Raw genomic sequence first — 26,595 nt, forward strand, 5'->3', positions numbered from 1 at the left:
AAAAAGTAATGCCCCTTTAGGGGCCCGCCATGAGTCAGCAATGCAGTTGGCCGACCCATTCGTGGCCCCTTCAGGGGCGTTGTCTGTATCATGCCCTTCTAGGGCTTTCCCAAGCCCCCGGCTTTGCCGGGGGTCCTGACTCTGGAATAAGATACGTTGTCTTGCTGCCTGGTCTCAGGTTTCTCTGGTCATCAGGCCGGATTTTTGCAGGCTGAGGATCAGGATGGGGATCAAAACCAGTTGCAATATAATGCCTGGCCAGGCGGTAATAAATGCACTGGAAAGGAAAATGGAAAAGCCATAGGGCTTCCCTGCGATTCCCATCAGAATTGTGTTGGCGATCCCGCTGACCAGCCGTCCTCCCAGCATGGCGCCGATCAACGCAATGTAGACGTTCCAATTCCGTGCGCGGTACAAAAGGCCGGCCAGCAAACCGTAGGCGCAAAGCTCAAAGATCATCGCCGTGCCGACGGGGAAAATGGGAGGCATTCCCGTGAAGACGCTGGAAAGAAAAGGAACCACCATACCGCATACCGCGCCGTACTGCCACCCGCACAAAAGGCCGCACAGCAAAACCGGGATATGCATGGGAAGCAAGACGTTCCCTGCTCCGAACGCGTGAAATACGGTTGGCAGGAGCAGGCCAAGCGCAATGCAAAGCGCCGTCTCCGTCAGGCGAACCGCCTGAAAATGTACTTTTTTCTGAAACATGTCTGAAAGAGCCCTCCTTGAATCTTTTGGACAACACAAAAGAGCCGGAGAAAGTAATCCGCGGCTTCCTGCCACGGGATATCACCGGCAATAAAGTGCTGTGCGTCCCATTTTGGATTTCAATCGGTTCATGGCGGCTGTCTTCAGACAGCATTTATAAAAACAGTATACCTTCCGGAACGGGGATTTGTCAAATCCTGTTTGTGTATTATTACAGGATTTGTTATTGCGTTTTTAAGAAGATTCTGCCTCGAATGCGAACAGACTTGTGAAAATAGATGAAAAGCTTAAATAAATCTTAATAAACGGATCAATCCCTTGACTTTTCAGAAACACGTGTGTATTATTGTACTAGTTGATTGGTACAATTAAAAAGAACAGAAGATCACAAGTTTTTCATTGGTCTTATGTTTATGTGCTTTTTGGAAAAATAATGGAGGTCGATCGTTTTGAAAAAGAAAGTTTTAATCGTTGTTGGAATCTTGGCTGCCGTTGCAGTTGGCGTAATGTTCCTGCGGCCCCAGAACACAGGATCAATGGCAATGCCCGTTGAGCTCTCTCCTCTGCAAAAGACGACGCTTCGCAGTACGGTCAGTACCAGCGGCAATGTGGAGAGCACCGACGCTGTAAACGTGTATTCCAATCTGACTTATCCCATTAAAAACATTATGGTAGAGGTCGGCGATCGTGTCAATGCCGGGGACGTGTTATGCCTCCTGGATTCTGACGATTTACAGCAGAATATTAAACAAAAACAACTTTCCCTTGCTTCTGCAAAAGCGACAAGCGAACAGCAAATTAAATCCAGCCAGAAAAAATATAACGATGAAATGAACAATGTGGAGGAAGGCCTTAATACACAGCTGAATACCGCCCAGCAGACAGTGAATGACGCGAAGCTCAGTGTGGACAACGCGCAAAAGGATCTGGACAACGCAAAGGCTAATTTAGACGCTGACTTGAACGCGGAGCAAATTTCGGCCCAGTCCACTTTTGAAAGGGCGGAAACCGAGCTTGGAAGAGCAGAACAAGCGCTGAAAGACCGCCGGAACGAGTTGGGAAGCTATTATGACAGCTTGAAAAAGGATTATGACAAGGCGCTGAAAGCATACGAAAAAGCTGTCAGAAACAAGAGCGACGATGAAGAAGAACTGAAGGCAGACCTGCTGGAGGCCAAAGAAGCTTTGGCGGAAGCGGAAAGCGAGGCGGATTCCCTGTATATGAAGGGTACTCCAAGCCTCAGTATCACGCAGCTTCGCCAAAATGTAACAGATGCCCAGCAGGCGTATGATACGGCAAAAAAGAATCTGGACGCAGTCCAAAAATCGGTCAATACCCAGTTGGAAACATTTGAAACGAATCTGTCCAAAGCAAAGGATACATATAACAACGCGCTGAAGGCGCAAAAAGCAGCGCAGGCGGCGGTCACACAGGGGCTGGAGGATTCCCTTCAGGCAGTGGAGAGCAGTAAGCTTACCGCGGATGATCGCGCCGCGCGCGAAGAACTGAAAAGTATGCAGAGCAAGCTGGAGAATTGCACAGTGACGGCGCCGGTATCCGGCACGATTACCGCCGTCTATGCGACAGAGGGCGCCAGCCCAAGCGGCGTGATGTTTGTCATTGAAAATACGGATGCGCTTCAGCTGGATGTTAAAATCAAAGAATACGATGTCAATATGATTCAACCTAACATGCCGGCAATTATCAAAGCCGACGCGACCGGAGACGGCGAATTCGAGGGGTATCTGGAGAAGGTAGCGCCGACCGCGGTAAAAACGCCCCTCGGAGACAGCGGCAAGAGCGACGCCGCCAACACCAAGGACGTGGAGTTTGATGCAACCGTCATTGTTTCCTCGAAAGACACCGGGCTTCGGATCGGTATGACCGCGCGGGCGGATATTGTGACAGAGCAAAAGGACGGCGTTTTTGCGGTTCCATATGATGCGCTTGCAATGGCTGCGGACGGCAGTACCGTAGTTTACACCGTTAAAACACAGGAGGACGGCACGTCTGTTGCGGAGGCGATCCCGGTTACACAGGGACTGGAAACCGATTATGAGGTGGAAATCTCCGGAGAAGGCCTTACGGAGGGGATGCTGCTGATTGCGGACGGCAAACAGGTACAGCCGGGCATGGCGGTTTCCGTAATGCCGGATGCCGCTGCGATGGGGCAGACGCCGGCAGGTGTGCAAGGAGCTGCTGTAAATGAGTAAGACAGTGATTGAAATGCGGGATATCGTTAAAACTTTCTATGTTGGAACGCCAAATGAGCTGGAAATCCTGCATGGTATTAATCTGGATATCCGTGAAGGGGAGTTTGTTTCCATCGTCGGCGCATCTGGCTCCGGCAAGTCAACCCTGATGAACATCATTGGCGCACTGGATCGCCCAACCTCCGGGGAATACATACTGGATGGCGTTCCAATGAGCGAGATGAGCAGTCGAAAACTGTCCCAGATCCGTAATAAGAAAATTGGTTTTGTGTTTCAGACCTTCAATCTGATCCCACGGTCCACCGCACAGGGCAATGTGGAGTTGCCGATGCTTTACAGTGGACTTTCCAAACGGGAACGCGGCAAACGCGCCAAAGAACTGCTGGGCATGGTGGAAATGAAGGAACGCCGCAAGCATATGCCCAATGAGCTTTCCGGCGGACAGAAGCAGAGGGTCGCCATTGCGCGCGCAATGGCCAACGATCCTGCAATTATTCTGGCGGACGAACCGACCGGCGCGCTGGACAGCCATACGGGCAGACTGGTAATGGATATCTTTCACGAGCTGCACGAAAAGCAGGGAAAGACCATCGTGCTGATCACTCATAACACCGAGTTGGCAGAAGAAACGGAACGGATCATCACCATTCGCGACGGCAACATTGAAAGTGAGCGCGGCAATGTTTATGCAAGATCGGGGGCTGTGGAATGAGCCTGTTTGAAAATATATTCCTGGCGGTTGCCGGATTAAAAGCCAATAAGATGCGCGCACTGCTCACCATGCTGGGTATCATTATCGGCATTGGCTCTGTTATTGCAATCACCTCAGTCGGAGAGTCCATGACGGCTACCGTCAGTTCCTCCATGGAGAGCATGGGCGTCAATAATATTGCGCTGCAGGTTTCCCCCAGGGACTATTCCGGCTCGTATTATTATTCCGATAAGGATGTCATAACCGACGAAATGCTGGAAAGCTATGTGAACAGATTTGGCGATAACATATTGGGAATCGCCCTGCAGGAAAGCGCCGGAAACGGTGAGATTACAAAGTTTCATGAAACTTCCAAAGTCAGCTTGAACGGCGTCAATGACGGTTTTGCGAGCGGCGCGACCGGGTTGCAGGTAGACATGGTAAAGGGGCGGTTTATCAGCGAGGCGGACACACAGCGGGGCAAGTACGTTGCGGTCATTGCGCAATCCCTGGCCGATAAGATTTTCCCGAATGGGAATGTGCTTGGCCAGGAAGTGCAGGTACAGACCGATGCCATGGGGCGGTTGACCTTTACGGTAATCGGCGTGTACAAGGATCAGACCAACAGCTTTATGGTGGGAAGCGGCGGTTCTTCTACCTCCATTTATATTCCGCTGACTACAGCTTATCGGATTCAGGATGTTACGCCTTCTGGATACTTTTATTTCTATGCGGCTCTGACGCCGGGTATCGATTACCAGGCGTTTGCACAGGAGTCCGCGGACTATCTGAACGACAGGTACTATGCGAAAAACAAAACCATGCATTTGGAAGCACAGAGTATGGATTCCATGGTATCTCAGGTAAAAGATATGATGGGAACCATGTCCATGGCGATTGCCGTTATTGCCGGCATATCCCTGCTGGTCGGCGGCATCGGCGTCATGAATATTATGCTGGTATCCGTTACGGAGCGCACCCGGGAGATCGGTATCCGTAAAGCGCTTGGCGCACCGGACGGGGCAATCCGTATGCAGTTTATTGTGGAGTCCATGATCATCTGCATCATCGGCGGCGCGCTGGGTATTTTAGTCGGCGCCGGGCTTGGATATCTGGGCGGTATGCTGATGCAGGCGCCTACCGTACCCTCGTTGGCGTCTATTATCATAGCGGTCGGTTTCTCCATGATGATCGGTGTGTTCTTTGGATATTATCCGGCGAACAAAGCGGCGAAACTTGATCCGATTGAAGCTCTGCGCTATGAGTAAAAACGTATAATAGAATGTTTTTGCCGGACAGAGACAGGACTGCTCGGGCAGAAGATGTTCTATAAAAGAGATCCAACCGAAGGGCTGGATCTCTTTCTATCGTAAATAATAGAAGTAAAGGGGAAGTGATGTGCTATGAATGATTGGGAAAACGCCATCCGGCGGCTGGAAGAGAGCGCATATACCTGTGTTTTATGCAAAGGGGAAACAGTTTACACCAGTGAAAAGCGCGGGGTGGCCCCACTTGTAGGATGGATTACCTCCGGCGTTGATTTGCGAGGCTTTTCCGCCGCGGATAAGATTGTGGGAAAGGCAGCCGCACTGTTATTTGCGTTGGCAGGTGTAAAACGGGTGTACGCTCCGGTTATGACGGAAACTGCCCTTGCGGTATTTGCACGCCATGGCATAGAAGCTCATTGTCAGACGATAACAAAACAGATTATTAACCGTGCGGGAACGGGGCCGTGTCCGATGGAACGGACGGTCAGCTCAATCAATGATCCGGAGAAGGCGTTGAAAGCCATTCAACAGACCATGGAGCAGTTGTCCGCTATGAAAAACGCATCGGGAAAATAACTCCTGGATTACTGCGATAAAAGAGGTGAAAAATGAAACACAAAGTCGTACTAAAGAAATCTGTTTTTCCTGCATCGCGGGATGTGGTGTGGGAAAAGCTGCAGCAACTTACTACATTGCAGTATATCGCAAAGCCGTTTGCTTCTTTTTTACTGATGGACAGTGCAAGTGATTTTATTTGGGAAGAAGACAAAACTTTTCAGTTGTATTTTAGACTCTTTTGTCTGATACCCTTTGGAGTACATACGATTCATGTGATTCGATTTCAAAAGGATACTTATGAAGTTTATACAAAGGAAGTAAACGTGCATGTTCCCATTTGGAACCATAAAATAATTTTAAGAGAAATTGAAAGAGATAGAACAGAATACACAGACGAAGTTGAGCTATATGCCGGGTGGAAAACGCCTTTTGTCTGCCTATGGGCAAATTGCTTTTACACACATCGACAAAAGAAATGGTTGAAGTTATTATAAAAATTAAAAAGCTGAATCCCAGCCAATTAATGGTTAGGATTCAGCTTTTTTACCGTCTAATGTTTCCCGTAAACTAACTTACAGGCCTTTTTCCTGATATTTGCTGACAATCAAATTTGCGCATTTGTAAACGTCTCCGCCACCCAAGGTCAAAATCAGGTCTTTCTCCCGCGCGTGCGCCATCACATACTCCGCAATTTTTTCAAAGGTAGGGAACCATACGCAGCCGGGGATTTTTTCCGCAAGGTCCTTTGCATAAATGTTGTAGGTGTTGACTTCCCGCACCGCCAGGATTTCAGAAAGTACGGCGTGATCCGGAATCGAGAGCGCTTTTGCAAAGTCGTTCAACAGCATGGAGGTACGGGAATAAGTGTGCGGCTGGAATACGGCCCAGACCTGCCGGTATCCCATGTTCATGGCGGCGGTCAGCGTAGCGGTCAATTCCGTAGGATGGTGAGCAAAGTCGTCGGCAACTGTGATTCCGCCGAAATTGCCGAGTACCTCAAAGCGGCGATGAACGCCGGTAAACTGATGCAGGCTCTCCGCAATGCAATCGGGAGAAACACCCAGATAATCGGCGGTTGCAACCGCAGCCAGCGCATTGTAAATGTTATGTTTGCCGGGGATGCTGAGATTCACGTCGCAGAGCTTCTCGCCGCGCTTCATCACCGTGAATTTTTCACAGGCCTGCTTGGTGTCGGCAAGGTTGACCGCATAATAATCGTTTTGCGCGGCCAGGCCAAAGGTCAGAATCTGCGCGTGGGTGAGCCCTTCAATTGCTTTGCGGGAATTTACGTCGTCGCCGTTGATTACAAGAAGCTGTGAAGTCTGCATGGCAAACTGACGAAAGGATTTTATGATATTATCCAGGTTTTTAAAATAGTCGAGATGGTCGGCGTCCACGTTTAAAATAACGGAGATTGCCGGATGCAGATGCAGGAAGGTATCCACATATTCGCAGGCTTCGCACACAATTGTGTCAGATTTTCCGACACGTCCGTTGCCGCCGATAAACGGCAGTTTTCCGCCGATAATTGCGGAAGGGTCGGTTCCCGCGTTGACAAAAATCTGTGTAATAAGCGCAGTGGTGGTGGTCTTTCCATGTGTGCCGGAAACCGCGACGGTGTTGGGATAGCGCTTTGTCACCATGCCGAGCATTTCCGAACGCTCCACGGTGGGAATTCCCCGTTCGTGCGCTGCAACCAATTCCGGATTGTCCTGTTTGACCGCTGCAGTGTAAACCACCAGCTCCGCACTGCCCACGTTTTCCGGCTTATGTCCCATCGTGACGGGGATTTGATACGAACGGATACGCTGCAATGTATCGGACTCGTTGGTATCGGAGCCGGTAAGCTCATAGCCCTTGTGGTGCAGGATTTCCGCGATCGGACACATACCGGAACCGCCGATACCGACAAAGTGAATCCTTTTTACCTGAGATAAAATATCCTTACAATCCATTCTATATGTCTCCTTCATGGTCAATTGAAGTGCAATCTGTGTTTTCCATAACTAATTTATTATATTGCAAATCCTAAAAAGAATAAACAATTTCTTGAATATTTTCAAGAAAAATTTGCGCTTCAGCACTGTCCCTTTTATTTGCACAGGATAATCACACAGCGTAAAAATTTCCATACTATAGGGTACAGCCATGTTTTCCCATAGAGAACGCGGTTCAGCGAGTACTGGAGGTTTTCAAAATGATTGATACTAATAATTTTGGTGTGATCGGCGGCGACCGGCGGCAAATCGCGTTGGCCGAATCCATTGCCTCGGACGGATATACCGTATACACACTCGGCTTTGACACCGTGGATTTTTCAAAAGGTGTAAAAAAGGTTGAGCTGGAGGAGCTTTCCGCCAGATGTGAAAATATTATTCTGCCGTTGCCCGTTACAACGGATGGAAAATATCTGAACGTACAATACAGTGAGAACCGAATTCTCCTGGACGACCAATTTGCTGAGTATATGTGCCATAAACAGGTGTTTGGCGGCATGATGGGGAAGCTGTTTTTGACAAGTGAACTCTGGGACAGCATCGATACCTATGATTACTATATCCGGGAAGAGTTCACCGTGCGCAATACCGTTCCCACAGCGGAAGGCGCGCTGGAAATCGCCATGCGGGAATTCCCCGGCACCATCAACGGCAGCAACTGTCTGGTGGTCGGTTTTGGCCGCATTGGTAAAATTCTTGCGTGGATGCTTCGGGGGATCGGCGCCAATGTAACGGTCAGCGCACGCAAGCCAAGCGATTTTGCGTGGATTGAGTCCTACGGCTATCGGTCAATTAAAACAGACGATATTTGCGACAGGGACCAATACGACCTGATTTTCAATACGGTTCCCGCTCTGGTTTTCAACCGCAGAACGCTTTCCAAGGCACGGCAGGGGACCATTCTGATCGATCTTGCTTCCGCGCCGGGCGGCGTTGATTATGAAGCGGCAGAGAAGCTTGGCATTCAGGCAATCAAAGCACTGTCTCTTCCGGGGCGCGTAGCACCGAAGGCGGCGGGAGATATCATTAAAAATACCATTTATCATATTATAGAGGAGTGAACGCTTTGAACGATATAACATTTGGCTATGCTTTGTGCGGCTCATTCTGCACCTTTTCAAAGTCGCTGGAGCAGATGAAATTTCTTGCGGAACAGGGATACAATCTGGTTCCGATCATGTCTTATAATGCGGCCAAGACCGATACCCGGTTTGGCAAGGCGGATGATTTTGTCCAGGAAATTGAGGAAATCTGCGGCAGAAAGCTGATTCAGACCATCGTCGGCGCCGAGCCGATCGGGCCGAAGAAGATGGTTGACCTGATGATCGTGGCGCCCTGTACCGGCAATACGCTGGCAAAGCTGGCCAACGGCATTACCGATACGCCCGTCACCATGGCGGTAAAATCTAACCTGCGGATTGGCCGCCCGGTTCTGCTGGCTCCTGCGACGAATGACGCGCTTTCCGCTTCAGCACAAAACATCGGGAAGCTTCTCAATACAAAGAACGTGTATTTTGTGCCTATGTCTGAAGACGACCCGGTAAAGAAACCGTATTCCCTGGTTTCCGATTTTGCTCAACTGCTGCCGGCGGCCCTGGCGGCGTTGAAGGGAGAACAGCTGCAGCCTGTTTTTTTCTGATATTTGCAGCTGAATAGAATGGGGATTGCAAAAGAGTACGCAAATATGCTATGATTGGGAAAAGATTGGATGTGAAAAATGATGCTGTATTGTCCCAGCTGTCAGGTATTGGTGAAAGAGGGCGGACGCTGCCCGGCCTGTGGAAAAAGAAAGCTGCGCGAAGCGCAGGCCGAAGACCCGGTCATGCTGATGACCGCGACGGAGACAAAGTGCAATCAAATTGCGGCTGCGCTGGATGAAGAACAGATTCCGCACGAAGAGCGCGTCTGCGGTTTGGAAGGAATTGCGTCTGCATATGCGGGCAAAGGCGGAATCAGCAATAAAAACATCTTCGTTCCCTGCGGCAGGCTGCAGGAAGCCATCGATTTGATGCAGAGCATCGGCGTCACCAATTCGGAAGTTACCGTTCCGGATGGAGAAGAAACTGCTGAAATGAGCCCGCGCAAACGGTTTTTCTGGCGCGCAGTTTCAGTGGTGCTTTTTATTTTACTGATCTGGGCAGTGGTTTCCGTTACAGACACAGCGGCAGAGTGGCTGAAATCGCTGCTTTATTCATAAAAAACAAGACGTGAAAAGAGGAATCATTACATGAGCGAATACCATATTGATACCAAGTGCATCCATGCGGGTTATACGCCCGGCGACGGGGAGCCGCGCGTGGTGCCGATTGTACAAAGTACCACTTACAAATACGACCATGCGGAAACGCTGGGCAAACTGTTTGACCTGGAAGAAGCCGGCTTCTTCTATACGCGCCTGGGTAATCCGACTTTGGACGCAGTAGAAAAGAAAATCGCCGCAATGGAAGGCGGCGTGGGCGCGATGCTTACTTCTTCCGGCCAGGCGGCTTCCCTCATTTCCGTGTTGAATATTTGCCATGCGGGAGACCATGTGGTCAGCTCCAGTGCAATTTACGGCGGTACGTTCAACCTCTTTTATAAAACAATGCAGGAGATGGGCATTGCATTCACTTTTGTTTCTCCAAACTCCACTGAAGAGGAATTGAACGCGGCGTTTAAGCCGAATACGCGCTGTGTATTTGCCGAAACTCTTGCAAACCCGGCTTTGATTGTAACCGATCTGGAGCTCTTTGCAAAAGTGGCGCATGCACACGAGGTCCCGCTGCTGGTTGACAACACGTTTCCAACGCCGGTAAATTGCCGTCCGTTTACCTTTGGAGCGGATATCGTCATTCACTCCACAACAAAATATATGGACGGCCACGCCGTGCAGGTGGGCGGCGTCATTGTAGACAGCGGTAATTTTAACTGGGAGAACGGCAAATATCCGGAGTTTACGGAGCCCGACGAATCCTATCACGGCGTTGTGTATGCAAAACAGTTTGGCAAAGCTGCTTACATTACAAAGGCAAGGACGCACCTGATGCGCGATCTTGGCGCGCAGGCCAGCCCGCAGAATGCGTTTTTGCTGAATCTGGGGTTGGAAACCCTGGCGCTTCGTATGGAGCGCCACTGCTCCAATGCGCTGGCGGTCGCTTCCTACCTGGAAAAGAGCGACAAGATCGCCTGGGTCAATTATCCGGGTCTGGAAAGCAACGCGTATTATACGCTTGCTAAAAAGTATATGCCGAACGGTACCTGCGGCGTCATTTCTTTTGGGATTAAAGGCGGCAGAGAAGCGGCCGCCAAGTTTATGGAGAGCCTGAAAATGGCCTCCATTGTAATCCATGTGGCGGATCTCCGCACCTGTGTGCTGCATCCCGCAAGTACGACACACCGCCAGTTGTCCGACGAGCAGCTTGTGGAGGCGGGAATCGGCGCGGATATGATCCGCATGTCGGTCGGCATTGAAAATATTGAGGATATTTTAAGCGATATTGACCAGGCGTTGAAACAGCTTTAAAAAATTTAAGATACAATAAAAGAAAGTAATGCCATATAGATGGTATTACTTTCTTTTGTGTTTGCGATGTCTGCGGGACAAAATATGTTTGTACGAAAATGCATGGACGTTCTGTCCTTTTCAAAAGACAGAACGTCCATGCAAGTATAGGCAGAAATCCTTTTATCCGTTTCACTTTTAAGACAAAAGAGAAGTGAAAAGAACGCGAAAGAGGGAATGTGCAGATTGTTATCTTGTGTTGATTTGACTTGCGTCGGCAGCAATTTCATATCCGGCTTTGTTCAGATGGTTTTCAATTTCATCGTATGAGGTGCCCGAACTGTCGTAATCGACGCAGACCAGATTGTGCTGTGTGTTGACGCTGACGGAATGGACGCCATGCAGCTGATCAAGCTCTCGTTTGACTTCTTTCAGGTCGTGCTTGCCGTGAATATTCTCAACAATAAAATTTGCGCTTTCCTGTGGCATTACTCATCACCTCGTCATTAGGATTTCCAGGGATGCGGCCCGTTATGAGATGCAATAAAGGGCAGGGCAGGGAACTTTTTAACAAAACAGCGCTGAAGTTGCGAATTGGTGGTGAATATGGTAGCATATAGCAAGCAATAAAAAAGGAGAGATCCAAAATGACGGATCGGGAACAGGCGATATGCTATTTAGAATCTGATTTGCTGCTGCATATGGACATGCTGGAGAGCCTCCGGCGCGGCCGTGCGGCGCTTTTGTATGCCGATCAAAACGGCGTTCTTTTGCTGGATCAGCCGTCCGGCACCTATATGGTCAGCGCCGCGCGGGAGGACGCTGCGGAAAACATGCTTCCGTTAATCAAAAATGCGGAATTGATTGAATGCCATCAAAAATTTTATGCGAAAGAGCTGGCGGAACAATCCCATCTGTACATCGGCCCGGATTGTTATCAGGCCGTATATCGCAAAGAACAGCGGATTCCGCAGGAGCGGACCGGCATTGAAATCAAACAGTTGGACAATACCTTCCTCTCTGCAGTTAAAGCGCAGTATCATATGATTCAGGACGATCAATATTTGTTGGGCCGCCTGGAATCCGGCGTAATGTACGGCGCGTTCCTGCGGGGGGAGTTAGCGGGTTTTATCGGCATACATGAAGAGGGTTCTATCGGCATGCTGGAAGTGTTTCCGGAATACCGCCGCCGGGGAATCGGTATGGCATTGGAGATACACATGGTCAACATCATGTTGGATAAAGGCTGGACGCCGTTTGGACAGATTATAGAGGGAAACACCGCTTCGTTTTCTTTGCAGAGAAGTCTGGGTTTTTCCATTGCGGAACAGCCTTTATTTTGGATGACTTCAAGGCCCGAGTGAGTCTGTCCGCACCGGAATGGTTAACGTAATGGTGGTGCCGCGGTCTGGCATACTCTGAATGAAAAGACCGTACTCCTTACCGTAATAAAGCTGAATACGCTCCTGGACGTTTCTCAGGCCGTATCCGCCGGTATCTTTTTCCAGAAGACGAGAAACCACCGCAGCATTCATACCGACGCCATTGTCTTCCACCTGAAAGATGATGGCGTTTTTTTCTTGCCTTCCAACAATGCGGACGCATCCCGTACCCTCGGGCTTCTGGTCAATTCCGTGTATGACAGCGTTTTCTACCAGCGGCTGCAACAGCAGATTCAGCATGGTGTAAGGATAAATCCGGTCGTCTATTTCATAGAGCACGGTAAATTGGCGGCTATGCATAATCAGCTGGATATCCAGATAAGAACGGATATTTTGCAGCTCATTTTCGACAGATGTCAGATTTTTTCCTTTATTTAATGTTGTTCGGTAAAAGGACGACAGCAGCTGCGCGATTTCGCTGATATCTGTGGCATCCGAGCGGATGGCCCTCCAATTGATTAAAGACAGACAGTTGTATAAAAAATGCGGGTTGATCTGCGCCTGCAGAGCCTTCAGTTCCGCTTCTTTCTGTGCGAGTTTTTCTCTATAGACTTCGTTAATCAGCAGGTTGATTCGGGCAATCATCTTCTGAAAGCTGCGAACCAGGTCTCCAACCTCGTCTCTGGAGCGGCTGTTTACAAAAACGGTCATATTCCCGGTTTCCACAACCTGCTGCATGTTTTTTCTCAGCTTTTCAATACGGCTGACAACCGCATAGGAAAGCAGTCCGCCCATAAGCAGAATCACCACCAAACAGATGCAGATCATACAGAGCACCGTCAAAACGATGGGGGAAGCCGCATCCGTAATCAGATGAGTCGGTTTATATAGAATTGCTTGCCAGCCGCAGGCTGGAATATCCGCGCGGATAACCGCGTACTCGGTTTGTTTCCAGGAAACAGATCCCGCGCCATTCTGCAGGAGCGAGACCACGGGTGGTTCTTCATCAGAATTATATTGCTGAAATAGCACCGTCTGTTCTGCGCCCACAAGATAAATGCCGCATTGATTCTGTAACAACTCCTGGCAGGGCTGGAACAGCGCATCATAATTCAGGGCAATACAAAGGAGATTTTTTTTGCTCTCTTTTCCATCTAAGAGCCCCGGGATTCTCCGTGCGGAAAAAACTGTTTGCGCCGATTCGTCGCAGAACCAATTAATTCCTGCGGAATTCATCGCCTGGTCGAACCAGGGTTCGTTTTGAACTTCTGCAATAGGAAGGACCATGTCGCCGTGCGGTTCTACGTTGGTCCCGGAAAGGAGCGTAATGTGGTCTACGCCGTCGTGCAGATTTTTCATTGCCAGAAACGTCGGCGCGATGGTGTTCGTATATACGTCGTAAAGTTCCAAGTAGCTGTTGTAGGTACGGTTCGCAGTATCCAAAAGGTCAGCGTCAAACGCCAGATAATCGGAAAGACTGTTGTAGATTTCCAATTGATTGTTAATCGCTCCGCAGGCCTGCTGTAAAGAGGTCTGCAGGTTCGCTTTTTCCTGAGAGAGCAGAAGCGCCGTTGTCTGTTGGTAGCAGAAAATACCCAGAATGGATATGGGAACGATACTGACCAGCAGATAACTCAGTAAAATCTTTTTGCGAAACTTGAGGTCCTTAAACATACCCAAGATGGATTTCATGATTTACGCATCCTTTTTCCGGAATTTTTCAGGACTCTTTCCAAAGTACTCGCGAAAGCTTTGAATGAAATACGATACGTTGCTGTAACCGACCGCGGTGCAGATGGACACAATCTTCATGTGCGTGTTCTCCAATAATTCCCTCGCTTTTTCCATACGCATCGCCTTTATGTATTTGTTGATCCCATATCCGGTTTCCTTTTTAAATATGTGGCTTAAATAGCGCGGCGTCAGATAAACCATATTTGAAAGGTTTTCCAGATCCAGTTCCTCATTGTAATGCTCTTGTATATAATTCTTTACCGTTTCCACATAGCTGTGGGGCGTGGAATCAGGATGCTGTTCTTTTGAGGCAAATCCCGTTCCGCTATCCTGCGATTCGTTTTCATCCGTCTGTTTGCCCGGGATGTTTTCAGCAAAGTCTTCCTGGAAAAACAAATAGGTATGGGGAAAAAGAAAACGATTTTCTATCAGCTGATCCAGCTGATCCAATTCCTGTGAGATCCTGCCGGCGCCGGAAAAGGCGCTGCTGACGGCAATATAACATACCTTATCAGACGATTGCCGGATAAAGTCAAACAGGTATTCTGCCAATTGCCGCCAATTTGTTTGCGAAACATCTCCCGGGAAAAGCAACAGACTCTGGCGGGGATTTAAATTAATATAATCCGCAGAAACATCCATGCGGGAAAAGAGCTGTTCCTTAAAGGAAACGCCTGCATGCTCAAAGAAGTCTCTTTGAAATTCCAGGAGCAGCATCTTGTGATACGCTTCTAAAAAGGACAGATCAAAAAGCGCACCGGCTTTGGCCGCCAGCGCTTCCATCGGTGTTCCGTTCACCAGGGAGTACAATAGATGTTCTCTGACGTAGGCAAGCTGCCGTAGGCTGCGTTCCTCTTCCGCACGGGTTTTCTGTATTTCCTGAACCACCTGTTCCATCACACTGCAAAATTCCTCAATTCGAATAGGTTTTAAAATATAATGGCTCACGCCCAAAGAAATCGCCGTTTTGGCGTACTCGAACTCACTGAACCCGCTGAATAAAATTACGCGCATTTTGGGTTGTAAGGTCAGTCCCTCCCGGCTCAAAGCAAGACCGTCCATAAACGGCATGCGCACATCGGTAAAGAGAATATCCACCGGATGTTCGCGGAGGTATTCCAGCGCCGCTTTGCCGTTCGCAGCATGGACTGTATCCACATCGAAATGATATTTGTCAAGCAGGAACTGAATGCCTTCCCGCTCCTCCCGTTCATCGTCGGCAATCAACATGTGCAGCATATGTCGTCCCCCTTTAAAAATACTTTGCAGAACCAGTCTTAATAGAACGATACCGCAATAAAACAGATTTTTAAATGTTATATGAAAAATTAAATGTATTACATAAAAATTCATTTAACTATTACAAATTGTCTGCCGGATTTTCTATAATGATTTTATAAGTAAAATTTGATTCTGAATAGATGGAAGGGAAAAACATGAAAAAGAAAAGATGGGGATCTATGCTGCTGGCGGGCCTGTTGTGTTTTTTGTCTGCATGTACGGCTCCTTCCGTGGAAGAGGCGCCTGTAGAACCCACAGGAATTTATCAGCAGGCAGTTTCCTGGGACGAGGCGCAGACGACGCCTTTTGGCAAATACCCGGAGCCCGTTCTTTGTACGATTGGCAGAAAAAGCAGAGGCTATCCGGAGGAACAGGCCATTCAGGAACAGGTTTATACCTATTCGCTTTTTTTGCAGGATTTTTTAAATATCCGTTTTTGCAATGCGTTTGACGTACGCAGTGAAGAGGACTTCCGGCAAAAGGTATCCATGTCGATTGCGAGCGGCGATCTTCCGGATATCATGACCGTCAACGCCCAGCAGCTCTATAGGCTTTATGAAGAAGGGCTCATCGCGGATTTAACGGAAGCTTACGAAAACTGTGCCAGTCCGCGTATCAAGGAGATATACGATTCTTATGAAGGCCGATGTCTGAACGGAGCCATTTTTGATGGAAAGCTCATGGCGCTACCCACAACGGAAATGTCGCATGGTCCGGGCTATTTGTGGCTGCGAAAGGATTGGTTGGAGAAGCTTGGGCTGCAGGAACCGCGGACCATGGAAGATATTGAGGAAATTCTGCGCCGCTTTGTTGCGGATGACCCGGGAAATAACGGGCCGGGACAAACGGTCGGCCTCCTGTGCAGTCCGCAAATCGCGGGGGATTCCTCCGGCGTCTATATGCTGAATGCTATCTTTACGCTTTATGGCGCCTTTCCCAAACAGTGGTTCCGGGCAGGCTCCGGGGAAATCGTGTACGGCTCCGTCCAGCCGGAGATGAAGTCGGCACTGGAACGTGTAGCCAAGCTGTATCGGAAGAGATTGCTTGATCCGAAATTTATGCTGCGAACGGAAGAGGATTGTCAAAATTTGTTGGCCAAAGGGATCAGCGGCTCCTTTTTTGGTAACTATTGGAGCAGCGAACTGCTGTTGGACAGTCTGCGGAAAAATCCGGAAGCGGATTGGACGCCGTATCTTGTCCCCAAAAATGAAGAGGGAGCGGTCACAATGTTTGCCGGGAATCCAAACAGCAGCTTTATTGTAGTGCGCAAAGGGTTTGAACATCCGGAGGCCGCGGTGAAGCTGGCGAGCATACAATTCGATTATGTCCGGGACAAAGCGCCGGAATTTACCTCCGCTTTAAATCAAGATGGAATGCTTTTAAATATGCACATCGGCTATGACGATGCGTTTGTCAGGTCCGGCGCTTCGATACAGGGGGCTCTGGAGGAAGAAGCACCGCTTACGTCTTTCAGTGCGGGAGATACATCCAACTACCGCTCCGTCCGCTCCTATCTGGATGCAATTGACAAGGGCGAGCCGCCGAATCCTCGTGACTGGCAAACGTATAAATCGAGGGTAGAAGCTTATAATCTTCTCATACAAACGCCGGTGCGAAAAATCACGCCCATCTTTGTGCGGGAAACAGACTTCATGCGGAAGCATTGGCTGGACCTGCAGAATCTGGAGCAAACGATCTTTTTGGAAATTGTGACGGGCGAACAGTCCATAGAAGCGTTTGACAGTTTTGCTGACCAGTGGAAGCAATCAGGCGGTTCACAAATCACGGAAGAAGTCCGGCAAGTATATGGATAAAGCTTACAAGAACATTCCTCAAAAGAAACAGATGAGGGTACAAAGGACTTCCCACGGCTTTGCAAGCGCAAAAGTTTACATATTGTTAATTAAATAGCCGTATGGAATATAGTAGAATACAGTATAGTCAATATGAAGGGTTTGCATACGAACAGGCACAGGCCGTATGAGCAATCCCATAAGGTGGTGCCCGCGTGTTTGGTTATATCAGACCCCAAAAGGCAGAATTGCTGGTGCGGGAATATGAACAATATAAAGGTGTATATTGTTCGCTGTGTAAGCAGCTGGGAAAAAGTTACGGCTGGTTCTCCCGGATGACTCTCAGCTATGACTGTACATTTTACGTTCTGGCGCTGATGTCGCTGAAAAATCGCTGCCCAGGCTTTCAGCAAGGGCACTGTGTGGTCAACCCATTAAAAAAATGCACTTTTTGTACGGGCGGAGAAGAAGAATTGCGTCTGGCCGCGGCGCTGTCCGTTATCCTGGTGTATCAAAAAATTCGCGACGATATTGTGGACAACCGTTTTGGGAAGCGCATCCGTTCCTATCTGCTCCTGCCGTTTGCCGCAGCAGCGCGCAGAAAAGCGGAAAAAGAATTTCCAGAGCTGGACCGTATTGTTGCCCTGGCTATGGTAGAGCAGGCGGCCGCAGAGCAGAATACAGGACAGAGCGTCGATTTTTATGCAGAACCTACCGCCAAAATGATGGAACAGGTATTTGCTTATGGACTTTCCGCTCCGGAACTCAGCCCCAAGGACCGCGTTGTGCGGCAGGCGGGGTATTTTTTGGGCCGTTGGGTCTATATTATAGATGCGGCGGACGATCTGGAGAAGGATCTGAAAGAAGGCGCTTTCAATCCCTTTATTATAAAATATCAATTTGACGAAAATACCACGGAAGAATTCATACAGGATGCAAAGGCTTATGCCAATCAACTTTTGAATGCAACCCTTTCTCAATTGGTCGCGGCTGTCAATATCATGGAGTTCCATCAGTTCGGCTCGATTGTTACCAATGTTGTGCTTCAGGGCTTGCCGGATATGCAAAAAGAAATCCTGTTTAAGAAGGAGAAAGAAGAGAATGTCGGATCCGTATAAGATTCTTGGCGTATCTCCAAACGCGACAGACGAGGAAGTGAAAAATGCTTACCGCGCGCTGGCCAAAAAATATCATCCGGACAATTATTCGGGCAGTCCCATCGCGGACCTTGCCAATGAGAAAATGAAGGAAGTCAACGAAGCCTACGACACAGTGATGGCACAGCGGAAAAACAGAACCGCAGGCGGGTATGCACAGCCGGGCGGATATACGTCCTATGCCAGTGCGAACAGCGAGTTCAGCGATGTACGGAACCTAATTATGTCCGGCCGGATCGCAGATGCAGAGCAGATTCTGGACGGCGTACTGATGGAAGGCCGCAACGCGGAATGGTATTTTTTAAAGGGCACTGTTTTGTATAAGCGGGGATGGCTGGAAGAAGCCTACAACGATTTTTCCAAAGCCTGCCAGATGGACCCGGACAATGCGGAATACCGCGCGGCGCTGAATCAGGCGGTCAACCAGCGGAACGGTATGTTTGGCGGGTATAATCCTCATACGCGTCCCTACGTAGGCTGCAGTCCCTGCGACGTTTGCTCCACGCTGATCTGCGCCGACTGCTGCTGTGACTGTTTAGGCGGTGGATGCTGTTGAAAAACAACAGTATGAAGCTGGCCCTGTGCGGTATGCTCACGGCGCTTGCAACCGCCGGCATGTTTCTCACCAATCTGATTCCGATCGCCTCCTATACGCTGCCGGCGATTGGGGGCGCGCTCACGGTAATCGCTGTGTTGGAGGTTGGTAAGAGCTGGGCCTGGTCCGTTTACATTGCGGCTTCTCTGCTCTCTGTTCTGGTTGCGGTAGATAAAGAAGCAGTTGCCATGTTCGTACTTTTCTTTGGCTATTATCCAATTATAAAGGCGAATCTGGAGCAGCTTAAAAAGAAATATCTGGTATGGCTTGCAAAGCTGTCTGTGTTCAATCTCTCCATGATTTTGGAGTTCTGGCTCGCCCTTCATCTATTGGGAGTACCTGCGGAGAGCTTTACGTTATTCGGCCTGTACCTGCCATGGGTATTTTTACTAGTTGGCAACATTGCGTTTCTTCTGTACGATTACTGTATTTCCTGCGGTATTCTCATCTATTGGAAGCGGCTGCACCCGTTTATTCGCAAGTGGCTGCGGTTGAAATAAAACTTGATTTTTCAAACTTTAGGACTTAATATATAGTGGAGCCGCCCTCGTCTTTTGGAGGGAGGATCCACTATTTTACTATGCAGATAAGGAGCCGGCTGGATCTTCCATACGGGGTTCGGCCAGGAATGCAACATAGACCAATATCGTGTGGAGAATGGGTTTAAAATGAATAATTTACTAACGGTCAGAATTCAGAATAATATGTCCAGCTTTTCAAAGGGACAGCGCCTGATTGCCAAGTATATCATGGAGCACTACGATAAGGTGGCGTTTATGACGGCGGCGCGATTGGGCGCTACGGTCGGCGTAAGCGAATCCACAGTGGTGCGCTTTGCCATGGAGATTGGTTATTCGGGATATCCGGAGCTGCAGCGAGCCATGCAGGAAATGATCCGGAATAAACTGACTTCCGTGCAGAGAATGGAAGTAACGGCAAATCGCATCGGGGAAAACGATATTCTGGACTCTATCTTCAGTCAGGATATGGAGATCATTCGCCGGACCATGGAAGAGACTTCTCATGAGAATTTTTACAGGGCTGCGGATGCCATTGCGGGTGCAAGAAAGATTTATGTACTGGGCGCGCGCAGTTCTTTGGCGCTGGCAACCTTCCTGTCCTACTACCTGCACCTGCTGTTTGAAAATGTCCTTCTGGTGCAGGCAACCAGCGAAGGGGAGATTTTTGAGCAGATGATCCGTATCGATGAAAACGATGTGGTCATCGGTATCAGCTTTCCGCGGTATTCCCGCAAAGCGGTAAAGGCAATGGATTTTGCCCGCAAACGCGGCGCCAAAGTGGTTGCGATCACGGACAGCGCGCTTTCTCCTCTGGCGGAGGCGGCAGATTATCTGCTGCTGGCGCGCAGCGACATTGCGTCTATTGTGGATTCCCTGTGCGCGCCGCTCAGTCTGATCAATGCGTTAATTGTGACAATCGCACTGAAAAAATCCAATGAGGTTAAAACGGTCTTTAAGCGGCTGGAAGACATTTGGGACGAATATGGAGTCTATGAAAAGGTGGATGAACATAAAAGTGAACCATCCGTATGATGTGCTGGTGATCGGCGGCGGCGCGGCCGGTCTTTTGGCGGCAGGAACAGCGGCGCAAAACGGCCTGCGCGTCTGCCTGGTGGAAAAGAACGCGCGTCCGGGCCGTAAGCTGATGATTACGGGAAAAGGCCGCTGTAATCTGACCAACCATTGTGAGGTGCCGGAGCTGATCGCCTCAACGCCCTCGAATGGGCGCTTTTTGTACAGCGCGGCTTCGGCGTTTCCACCGTCTGAGGTAATGGCCTTTTTTGAAGAGGAAGGTCTGCCGCTCAAAACGGAGCGGGGCAACCGGGTTTTTCCAAAGTCGGACCGTGCAGTAGACGTCGTAGATACGCTGGTAAGGTATGCAAAAAAACATGGCGTCCGCTTCTTAACAGGGCAGGCAAAGAAATTACTTTTAAAAGACGGCTGCATGCAGGGAGCGGAGCTGCAAGACGGGGAATCAATTTTTGCACCCAATGTCTTGATCGCCTGCGGAGGCGCTTCCTATCCCGGGACGGGTTCCACGGGTGACGGCTATCAATTGGCGAAACAGACAGGGCATACCATCGTTCCGCTGCGTCCTTCTTTGGCGCCATTGGTGACGGAGGAAAAAGACAGCGCGGAAATGATGGGCCTTTCCCTGAAAAATGTTGCGCTTTCCGTTTGGGACACCAAGAAGAAGAAGGAGATCTACCGCGATTTCGGGGAGATGCTGTTTACGCACTTCGGCGTTTCCGGTCCGATGATTTTAAGCGCCAGCGCGCATATGCGGGAAATGGCACCCGGCCGTTACCGTATCTCGATCGATATGAAACCGGCGTTGAGCAGGGAGCAGCTGGACCTTCGGCTTCAGCGCGACTTGGAAGCAAATAAGAATCGGGACTTTATTAACGCTCTGTCAGCGCTGCTTCCCAATAAAATGATCCCTGTAGCGGTCAAACGCTCCGGCATTGCGGCGGAGAAAAAATGCAACCAGATTACAAGGGAAGAGCGTCTGGCGTTTTCAGAGCTGTTGAAGCAGTTCCAATTTACCATAAAAGCCTTCCGGCCGATCGAAGAAGCGATCGTTACGGCAGGCGGCGTCCATGTAAAAGAGATCAATCCGAAAACCATGGAATCCAAGCTGGTAAAAGGGTTGTATTTCGCCGGGGAAGTGATGGATGTGGACGCATATACCGGCGGCTTTAACCTGCAGATTGCGTTCTGCACGGGGCGGCTGGCGGCCAATTCGATGACACTGGAGGATATGTAAATGATTGCAATTGCGATCGATGGGCCGGGCGGGGCGGGGAAAAGCACCATGGCCCGCAAAGTGGCAAAAGAACTCGGCTTTATTTATGTGGACACAGGGGCGCTTTACCGCGCCATTGGCTTGTATATGGTCCGTAGGGGAATTGCAACCACAGACGCGGAGGCGGTTTCATCCCATCTTTTGGAAATTGAAGTAACGCTGGCGTTTCAGAACGACGAACAGCGGGTGCTGCTCTGCGGTGAGGATGTATCCGATGCTATCCGGGCGCCGGAAATTTCTTTGGCGGCTTCAAATGTGTCGGCTGTTCCCAAGGTGCGGGAATTTCTTTTCGACCTGCAAAAGGACATGGCTCGGAAAAACAACGTCGTCATGGACGGGAGGGACATCGGTACCGTTGTCTTGCCAGACGCGCAGGTCAAAATCTTTTTGACCGCCTCCCCGGAGGAGCGCGCGGAACGCCGCTATCAAGAGCTGCTGAAAAAAGGCCAGGCCGCAGATTATACGCAGGTACTGAAAGAATTGAAGATACGCGACTACAACGATTCGCATCGTGCGATCGCGCCGCTTGTTCCAGCGGAAGACGCGGCTCTGATGGACAGCACGGGCTTGGCCCCGGAACAAACCATCGCCCGTCTGCTGGAACTGATCCGGCAAAAGCTGGCATAATACGCTTTATTTTCAAAAGATACCGGATATTTCCGGAGAACGGTGGTTAGCCTATGAAACGAACGCCGCTTTACGCGTTTGCCAAAGCCGCGGCGCAATGGATCGTAATGCCTTTTGTTCCCTACCGTGTAAAAAATAAGGAGCGTTTTCCCAAAGAGGGGAAAGTGATTGTCTGCTGTAACCATTTGGGTATTTCCGACCCTCTTCGTCTGGGGTTTACGCAGCACAGACAGATTTTTTTCATGTCGAAAGCGGAACTGTTTGACATAAAACCCCTTGGATGGCTCCTGCGTGCGCTGGGCGCATTTCCTGTTCATCGGGGTAAGGGGGATGTCAATGCGATTGACAGCGCCTCCGAACTTTTGCAGGAAGGCTGTGCGCTTGGAATATTCATTGAAGGGACCCGCTCCAGAGATGGGGAATTTGGACAGCCAAAAGCCGGCGCCGTTATGCTTGCCTATAACAATCATGCGCCCATTCTGCCGGCCTGTATCACACCCGTGGGAAGCAAAAAGCCTCGTTTATTTCACAAGGCGGTTGTTTCCTTTGGGGAATTGATTCAACCAGAAGAACTTGGCATTGAACATGGGGCCGGCCTGGAGTTTCGCAACGCCAGCCGGTTGGTGATGGGAAAAATACGTGAACTCCGCGAACGCGATTTGCTGGAGCTTGGGCAGGAAGAATCCCTGCCGGAACATATCGCATAATCAAAGGGAGGATGCCGGTGACCGCCTATCAGTTTTGGAAAAAAGCGCTGTACCCGCTGGGCAGGCTGCTTTACCGCCTTCATTTTGAGGGGACAGAGAATATTCCTTTGGAAGGCCCCTTTATCATTTGCTGCAATCACCGGTCAGTGATCGACCCTTTTTTTCTGGCGCTTCCGGTCAAACGGCAAATTCGCTATATGGCCAAGTCGGAATTGTTTACAGATCACGGAAGTTTTGTCAAGTGGCTGCTGTACCGTTTCGGTGCGTTTCCCGTTATGCGGGATAAAGGGGATGCGGAGTCTGTCCGCACAGCGGTACAAATTTTGCAGGATCACGGTGTGGTGGGGATTTTTCCGCAGGGGCGTTGCGTGTCTGATAATTCCCCGTTCCGCCCAAAGGCAGGCGCCGTCCTGGTTGCCGCGAAGGCAAAAGCGCCCATTTTGCCCGCTTGTATTTACTGCGAAGGCTTGGTGAAGCCATTTAAGCGCATTGTGGTGCGCTTTGGGGAGTTGATTCCGTTTGAAGGGTTGAACCTGCCGGATGGTTCCTTAAAAGGCGTACGGGAAGCGTCCGGCCTGCTTGCGGAAAAGATCAATCTGCTGCTGGATAAACGAGACGCAGCAGAGTAAAATAAAAATGGTTGCCATCTGGGAGAGGTGAAAGCGTTTGGAGATTACAGTGGCAAAATCCGCTGGATTTTGTTTTGGCGTGAACCGCGCCGTTCATATGGTACACGATTTGCTGGAAAAAGGGGAAAAGGTATGTACGCTCGGCCCCATCATCCATAACCCGCAGACCTTGCAGGAGCTACATGCCAGAGGCGTGCAAATTGTGGAATCGCCGGAGGAAGCGCCCTCAGACGCGACGCTGGTGATCCGATCTCACGGCGTACCGCAAAGCGTACTGGATGAAATTCAGACGCGGCATCTGAAATGTGCGGACGCAACCTGTCCCTTTGTCAAAAAAATTCATACACTTGTTTCAAAAGCTTCGGCTGAAGGAAAAATTGTCTTGATTGCGGGCGACAAAAACCACCCGGAAGTAGAGGGGATACGCGGCTATTGCGGCGACTGCTATATCTTTAAAGACGCCGCAGAGTTGGAACAGCTGACAAATAATATTCCACATCTGAATCAAAAACCGGTTTTAATTGTCGCGCAAACAACTTTTAGCGTATCAGAGTGGGAAAATTGTTTGGAAATCATAAAAAGGGTATATACAAATGCCACAATTTTTGATACAATATGTAATGCTACTGCAAAGCGTCAATCTGAAGCGGCCGAATTGTCCGAGCATTGCGATGCGATGATCGTCATCGGCGGCAGGCAAAGTTCCAACACAGCAAAACTCCGCGATGTTTGTAGGCAGAACTGCACTACATATCTCATCGAAACGGCGGACGAGCTTCCGCTGCCGGCTCTGAAGGGAGCCGCTTCCGTTGGCATTACAGCCGGCGCCTCAACGCCGGCGAGCATAATAAAGGAGGTACTAGTTACCATGTCAGAATTTATTGAAAACGCGGGTGCGAATTCAACGGAGAGTGCCGATACGAGCTTTGAGGAGATGCTTGAAGAGTCCCTCAAAAGTTTAAATACAGATGAGAAGGTACACGGTGTGGTTGTCGGCATTGCTCCCAACGAGGTCTATGTAGACGTTGGAAGAAAACAGGCTGGTTTCATCCCGGTCGCCGAGCTGTCTGCCGATCCGAACGTAAAGCCGGAGGATCTGGTTAAGATTGGCGATGAAATGGATCTTCTGATCATGCGCACCAATGATCAGGAAGGCACCATCATGCTCTCCAAGAAACGTCTTGACGCCGCAAAGGGCTGGGAAACCATCGCCGCGGCAGAAGAGAACGAGGAGATCCTGACCGGTGTTGTTACAGAAGTTATTAAGGGCGGCGTGATTGCCGTTTCCAATGGCGTACGTGTATTTATCCCGGCATCTCAGGCAACCGCGTCCCGCAACGATCCGTTGGAAGATCTGCTGAAGAAGGAAGTCAAATTCCGCATCATCGAGGTGAACCGCAACCGCAGACGCGCAGTCGGTTCCATCCGTTCCGTCCTCAAGGACGAGCGCAAGGCTTTGGCGGACAAGTTCTGGGAGACCGCGGAAGAAGGCAAGGAATATACCGGCGTTGTGAAGTCCCTGACTGCTTACGGCGCGTTTGTCGATTTGGGCGGCATTGACGGTATGATTCACATTTCCGAGCTTTCCTGGGGCAGAATCAAGCACCCGAGCGAGGTTGTCAATGTTGGCGATACTGTGAACGTCTATATTAAGGGTCTTGACAGCGAAAAGGGTAAAATTTCCCTTGGCTTCAAGCGTGCGGAGGATAACCCGTGGGAAATCCTCAAGCGCGACTATCCGGCTGGCACGGTTGCAGACGTTACTGTTGTTGGTATGACCACTTTCGGTGCGTTTGCCAGAATTATTCCGGGTATCGACGGTCTGATCCATATTTCTCAGATCGCAGATCACAGAATTGAGAAGCCGCAGGATGTACTGAAGGTTGGTGAGGTTGTAAAGGCCAAGATCACCGACATCGACTTTGATAAAAAGCGTGTCAGCCTGTCCATCCGCGCTCTGCTTGAGCCGGAAGAGGAAGCTGCTCCTGTTGAAGAAGAAGCGGCGGCCGACGCGGAATAAGTTTATGATTATCGGGGCGCGGAGAAATTTCTCCGCGCTTTTTTTATTTTCTATGGGAAATAGACAGGCACCTGATAACTCCCCCTGCGTATGATGGAGTATGGATTCTTTCAGACGGGAGGGAGGCGGCTATATGAGACGTTGGCGAAAAAGCAGGCCCGGCCGGCGGCGTCATTCCTTTGCGGGAAAAGTCATTGCGGTTCTGCTGCTATTTGTCGTCCTGTTTGTCGTTGTGGATATACAGCTGCGTCCCTTTGTGGGCTCTATGGTGACCAACCAGGCGCGCGTCACATTTGTATCCGCAGTCAACGACGCGGTGACGCAGGAAATCATTGAAGACCAGATTTCCTATACGGATCTGGTCAACATCGAACGAAACAACGCAGGACAGATTTTAGCGATCACTACCAACATGGCGCAGATGAATACGCTGAAGGCCAGCATGCTGCAAAGCGTGCAGGCGCATCTTACCGATGGGCACATGGATACCGGTATCGCATTGGGGACTCTGCTGGGAAGCGAATTGCTGCACGGCAGGGGGCCAAAGGTGCCGGTGCGGCTGACGCTTGTTGGTAATGTGACGGCAGAGTTTGAAAGCACCTTTGAATCGGCGGGCATCAATCAGACAAAGCACCGCATTGTTTTAAACATACATACCAGCGTTTACTCGTTCTTACCGGGCTTCGATACCACTACAGAAGTAGAGACCAGTATTCCGGTTGCGGAAACCGTCATTGTTGGAGAAGTTCCGCAGCTCATGACCAATTTTAAATGAGGAAATTTGCGCGTTTTTCATAAATCCGACTTTACGCGCATAGCAAGCCGGGGTATAATCAAATAATAATGGCAAAGGCCGCCGGGATGGTTTGCCCGGCGGCTTCTTTGCCGATTACAGCCCGTCTTTGGGAGAAGGGACCAGAATAAC

26 protein-coding genes are annotated in these 26,595 nt (G+C 49.8%); 21 read left to right on the plus strand and 5 right to left on the minus strand.

What is annotated here, in order from left to right; all coding sequences use genetic code 11:
- Positions 1–174: 174 nt before the first annotated feature.
- Positions 175–711 (minus strand): ECF transporter S component, encoded by a 537-nt coding sequence (locus tag I4V53_RS00005; protein WP_195983389.1) that lies wholly within the window; start codon positions 709–711, stop codon positions 175–177.
- 449 nt (positions 712–1,160) lie between these two features.
- Between I4V53_RS00005 and I4V53_RS00010 the strand changes: the two genes are divergently transcribed.
- From I4V53_RS00010 to I4V53_RS00030, 5 genes are all read left to right on the plus strand, one after another.
- Complete coding sequence (locus tag I4V53_RS00010; protein ID WP_195983390.1) at positions 1,161–2,924, plus strand: efflux RND transporter periplasmic adaptor subunit; 1,764 nt, start codon at positions 1,161–1,163, stop codon at positions 2,922–2,924.
- A complete protein-coding gene (locus tag I4V53_RS00015) occupies positions 2,917–3,636 on the plus strand; it encodes an ABC transporter ATP-binding protein (RefSeq protein ID WP_207747796.1) in 720 nt (239 codons plus the stop codon). Before I4V53_RS00010 ends, I4V53_RS00015 begins: the two co-directional genes overlap by 8 nt.
- On the plus strand, positions 3,633–4,883 hold the full coding sequence (locus I4V53_RS00020; protein WP_195983391.1) for an ABC transporter permease: 1,251 nt from the start codon (positions 3,633–3,635) through the stop codon (positions 4,881–4,883). The genes I4V53_RS00015 and I4V53_RS00020 overlap by 4 nt, the downstream gene beginning before the upstream one ends.
- A 135-nt stretch (positions 4,884–5,018) precedes the next feature.
- Positions 5,019–5,459 (plus strand): DUF1893 domain-containing protein, encoded by a 441-nt coding sequence (locus I4V53_RS00025; protein ID WP_195983392.1) that lies wholly within the window; start codon positions 5,019–5,021, stop codon positions 5,457–5,459.
- Positions 5,460–5,491: 32 nt separating this feature from the next.
- Entirely contained in the window at positions 5,492–5,935 is a 444-nt protein-coding gene (locus tag I4V53_RS00030; protein WP_195983393.1) for an Rv1443c family protein, read from the plus strand.
- A gap of 78 nt (positions 5,936–6,013) precedes the next feature.
- Here the strand turns inward: I4V53_RS00030 and murC are convergent, their stop codons facing one another.
- Positions 6,014–7,396 carry a UDP-N-acetylmuramate--L-alanine ligase gene (gene murC / locus I4V53_RS00035; RefSeq protein WP_195983394.1) on the minus strand — a complete coding sequence of 461 codons (1,383 nt, stop codon included), beginning with the start codon at positions 7,394–7,396 and terminating at the stop codon, positions 6,014–6,016.
- 242 nt (positions 7,397–7,638) lie between these two features.
- On the opposite strand from murC, the gene dpsA reads away from it, so the two are divergent.
- The 4 genes from dpsA to I4V53_RS00055 all read left to right on the plus strand — a co-directional run bounded on the left by dpsA (position 7,639) and on the right by I4V53_RS00055 (position 10,940).
- Positions 7,639–8,499 (plus strand): dipicolinate synthase subunit DpsA, encoded by an 861-nt coding sequence (gene dpsA, locus I4V53_RS00040; RefSeq protein ID WP_207747797.1) that lies wholly within the window; start codon positions 7,639–7,641, stop codon positions 8,497–8,499.
- A 5-nt stretch (positions 8,500–8,504) separates the two neighbouring features.
- Positions 8,505–9,077 carry a dipicolinate synthase subunit B gene (locus I4V53_RS00045; RefSeq protein WP_195983395.1) on the plus strand — a complete coding sequence of 191 codons (573 nt, stop codon included), beginning with the start codon at positions 8,505–8,507 and terminating at the stop codon, positions 9,075–9,077.
- 78 nt (positions 9,078–9,155) lie between these two features.
- On the plus strand, positions 9,156–9,635 hold the full coding sequence (locus I4V53_RS00050) for a hypothetical protein (RefSeq protein ID WP_195983396.1): 480 nt from the start codon (positions 9,156–9,158) through the stop codon (positions 9,633–9,635).
- A gap of 30 nt (positions 9,636–9,665) precedes the next feature.
- Positions 9,666–10,940: an O-acetylhomoserine aminocarboxypropyltransferase/cysteine synthase family protein gene (locus tag I4V53_RS00055; RefSeq protein ID WP_195983397.1), complete on the plus strand. Its 1,275-nt coding sequence runs from the start codon at positions 9,666–9,668 to the stop codon at positions 10,938–10,940.
- A 228-nt stretch (positions 10,941–11,168) separates the two neighbouring features.
- Here the strand turns inward: I4V53_RS00055 and I4V53_RS00060 are convergent, their stop codons facing one another.
- Positions 11,169–11,408, minus strand: a complete 240-nt coding sequence (locus I4V53_RS00060) for a heavy-metal-associated domain-containing protein (protein ID WP_195983398.1) — start codon at positions 11,406–11,408, stop codon at positions 11,169–11,171.
- 158 nt (positions 11,409–11,566) lie between these two features.
- On the opposite strand from I4V53_RS00060, the gene I4V53_RS00065 reads away from it, so the two are divergent.
- Entirely contained in the window at positions 11,567–12,283 is a 717-nt protein-coding gene (locus I4V53_RS00065) for a GNAT family N-acetyltransferase (protein ID WP_195983399.1), read from the plus strand.
- Here the strand turns inward: I4V53_RS00065 and I4V53_RS00070 are convergent.
- Both I4V53_RS00070 and I4V53_RS00075 read right to left on the minus strand, forming a co-directional pair.
- A complete protein-coding gene (locus tag I4V53_RS00070) occupies positions 12,269–13,993 on the minus strand; it encodes a sensor histidine kinase (RefSeq protein WP_195983400.1) in 1,725 nt (574 codons plus the stop codon). The genes I4V53_RS00065 and I4V53_RS00070 overlap by 15 nt on opposite strands.
- A 3-nt stretch (positions 13,994–13,996) precedes the next feature.
- Positions 13,997–15,274: a response regulator transcription factor gene (locus I4V53_RS00075; protein ID WP_195983401.1), complete on the minus strand. Its 1,278-nt coding sequence runs from the start codon at positions 15,272–15,274 to the stop codon at positions 13,997–13,999.
- Positions 15,275–15,471: 197 nt separating this feature from the next.
- Between I4V53_RS00075 and I4V53_RS00080 the strand changes: the two genes are divergently transcribed.
- The 11 genes from I4V53_RS00080 to yunB all read left to right on the plus strand — a co-directional run bounded on the left by I4V53_RS00080 (position 15,472) and on the right by yunB (position 26,445).
- Positions 15,472–17,130 carry an extracellular solute-binding protein gene (locus I4V53_RS00080; RefSeq protein WP_195983402.1) on the plus strand — a complete coding sequence of 553 codons (1,659 nt, stop codon included), beginning with the start codon at positions 15,472–15,474 and terminating at the stop codon, positions 17,128–17,130.
- Between the two features lie 194 nt (positions 17,131–17,324).
- The gene (locus I4V53_RS00085; protein ID WP_195983403.1) at positions 17,325–18,227 is read left to right on the plus strand and encodes a DUF5685 family protein; all 903 of its coding nucleotides are present in this window, start codon (positions 17,325–17,327) and stop codon (positions 18,225–18,227) included.
- Positions 18,211–18,822: a J domain-containing protein gene (locus tag I4V53_RS00090; RefSeq protein WP_195983404.1), complete on the plus strand. Its 612-nt coding sequence runs from the start codon at positions 18,211–18,213 to the stop codon at positions 18,820–18,822. Before I4V53_RS00085 ends, I4V53_RS00090 begins: the two co-directional genes overlap by 17 nt.
- Complete coding sequence (locus I4V53_RS00095; protein ID WP_286166962.1) at positions 18,819–19,361, plus strand: hypothetical protein; 543 nt, start codon at positions 18,819–18,821, stop codon at positions 19,359–19,361. The genes I4V53_RS00090 and I4V53_RS00095 overlap by 4 nt, the downstream gene beginning before the upstream one ends.
- Positions 19,362–19,529: 168 nt before the next feature.
- Complete coding sequence (locus I4V53_RS00100; protein ID WP_050698152.1) at positions 19,530–20,414, plus strand: MurR/RpiR family transcriptional regulator; 885 nt, start codon at positions 19,530–19,532, stop codon at positions 20,412–20,414.
- Positions 20,374–21,648, plus strand: coding sequence for a BaiN/RdsA family NAD(P)/FAD-dependent oxidoreductase (locus I4V53_RS00105; RefSeq protein WP_195983406.1), 1,275 nt, complete (start codon positions 20,374–20,376; stop codon positions 21,646–21,648). Before I4V53_RS00100 ends, I4V53_RS00105 begins: the two co-directional genes overlap by 41 nt.
- The gene (gene cmk / locus I4V53_RS00110; RefSeq protein ID WP_195983407.1) at positions 21,649–22,314 is read left to right on the plus strand and encodes a (d)CMP kinase; all 666 of its coding nucleotides are present in this window, start codon (positions 21,649–21,651) and stop codon (positions 22,312–22,314) included.
- A 53-nt stretch (positions 22,315–22,367) separates the two neighbouring features.
- The gene (locus I4V53_RS00115; RefSeq protein ID WP_195983408.1) at positions 22,368–23,021 is read left to right on the plus strand and encodes a lysophospholipid acyltransferase family protein; all 654 of its coding nucleotides are present in this window, start codon (positions 22,368–22,370) and stop codon (positions 23,019–23,021) included.
- Positions 23,022–23,038: 17 nt separating this feature from the next.
- Positions 23,039–23,650 carry a lysophospholipid acyltransferase family protein gene (locus I4V53_RS00120; protein WP_195983409.1) on the plus strand — a complete coding sequence of 204 codons (612 nt, stop codon included), beginning with the start codon at positions 23,039–23,041 and terminating at the stop codon, positions 23,648–23,650.
- Between the two features lie 37 nt (positions 23,651–23,687).
- On the plus strand, positions 23,688–25,670 hold the full coding sequence (locus I4V53_RS00125) for a bifunctional 4-hydroxy-3-methylbut-2-enyl diphosphate reductase/30S ribosomal protein S1 (protein ID WP_195983410.1): 1,983 nt from the start codon (positions 23,688–23,690) through the stop codon (positions 25,668–25,670).
- A 133-nt stretch (positions 25,671–25,803) separates the two neighbouring features.
- Positions 25,804–26,445 (plus strand): sporulation protein YunB, encoded by a 642-nt coding sequence (yunB, locus tag I4V53_RS00130; RefSeq protein ID WP_195983411.1) that lies wholly within the window; start codon positions 25,804–25,806, stop codon positions 26,443–26,445.
- The last annotated feature ends 150 nt before the right edge of the window (positions 26,446–26,595 follow it).

The sequence above is a fragment of the Clostridium sp. D33t1_170424_F3 genome (assembly GCF_015667585.1).
Lineage (GTDB): Bacteria > Bacillota > Clostridia > Oscillospirales > Acutalibacteraceae > Anaeromassilibacillus.

Coding starts and splice junctions, on each gene's coding strand:
- I4V53_RS00005 (WP_195983389.1), bottom strand. CDS start 711: ATGTTTCAGAAAAAAGTACATTTTCAGGCGGTTCGCCTGACGGAGACG.
- I4V53_RS00015 (WP_207747796.1), top strand. CDS start 2,917: ATGAGTAAGACAGTGATTGAAATGCGGGATATCGTTAAAACTTTCTAT.
- I4V53_RS00020 (WP_195983391.1), top strand. CDS start 3,633: ATGAGCCTGTTTGAAAATATATTCCTGGCGGTTGCCGGATTAAAAGCC.
- I4V53_RS00025 (WP_195983392.1), top strand. CDS start 5,019: ATGAATGATTGGGAAAACGCCATCCGGCGGCTGGAAGAGAGCGCATAT.
- I4V53_RS00030 (WP_195983393.1), top strand. CDS start 5,492: ATGAAACACAAAGTCGTACTAAAGAAATCTGTTTTTCCTGCATCGCGG.
- murC (WP_195983394.1), bottom strand. CDS start 7,396: ATGGATTGTAAGGATATTTTATCTCAGGTAAAAAGGATTCACTTTGTC.
- dpsA (WP_207747797.1), top strand. CDS start 7,639: ATGATTGATACTAATAATTTTGGTGTGATCGGCGGCGACCGGCGGCAA.
- I4V53_RS00050 (WP_195983396.1), top strand. CDS start 9,156: ATGATGCTGTATTGTCCCAGCTGTCAGGTATTGGTGAAAGAGGGCGGA.
- I4V53_RS00055 (WP_195983397.1), top strand. CDS start 9,666: ATGAGCGAATACCATATTGATACCAAGTGCATCCATGCGGGTTATACG.
- I4V53_RS00060 (WP_195983398.1), bottom strand. CDS start 11,408: ATGCCACAGGAAAGCGCAAATTTTATTGTTGAGAATATTCACGGCAAG.
- I4V53_RS00065 (WP_195983399.1), top strand. CDS start 11,567: ATGACGGATCGGGAACAGGCGATATGCTATTTAGAATCTGATTTGCTG.
- I4V53_RS00070 (WP_195983400.1), bottom strand. CDS start 13,993: ATGAAATCCATCTTGGGTATGTTTAAGGACCTCAAGTTTCGCAAAAAG.
- I4V53_RS00075 (WP_195983401.1), bottom strand. CDS start 15,274: ATGCTGCACATGTTGATTGCCGACGATGAACGGGAGGAGCGGGAAGGC.
- I4V53_RS00080 (WP_195983402.1), top strand. CDS start 15,472: ATGAAAAAGAAAAGATGGGGATCTATGCTGCTGGCGGGCCTGTTGTGT.
- I4V53_RS00090 (WP_195983404.1), top strand. CDS start 18,211: ATGTCGGATCCGTATAAGATTCTTGGCGTATCTCCAAACGCGACAGAC.
- I4V53_RS00100 (WP_050698152.1), top strand. CDS start 19,530: ATGAATAATTTACTAACGGTCAGAATTCAGAATAATATGTCCAGCTTT.
- I4V53_RS00105 (WP_195983406.1), top strand. CDS start 20,374: ATGAAAAGGTGGATGAACATAAAAGTGAACCATCCGTATGATGTGCTG.
- cmk (WP_195983407.1), top strand. CDS start 21,649: ATGATTGCAATTGCGATCGATGGGCCGGGCGGGGCGGGGAAAAGCACC.
- I4V53_RS00115 (WP_195983408.1), top strand. CDS start 22,368: ATGAAACGAACGCCGCTTTACGCGTTTGCCAAAGCCGCGGCGCAATGG.
- yunB (WP_195983411.1), top strand. CDS start 25,804: ATGAGACGTTGGCGAAAAAGCAGGCCCGGCCGGCGGCGTCATTCCTTT.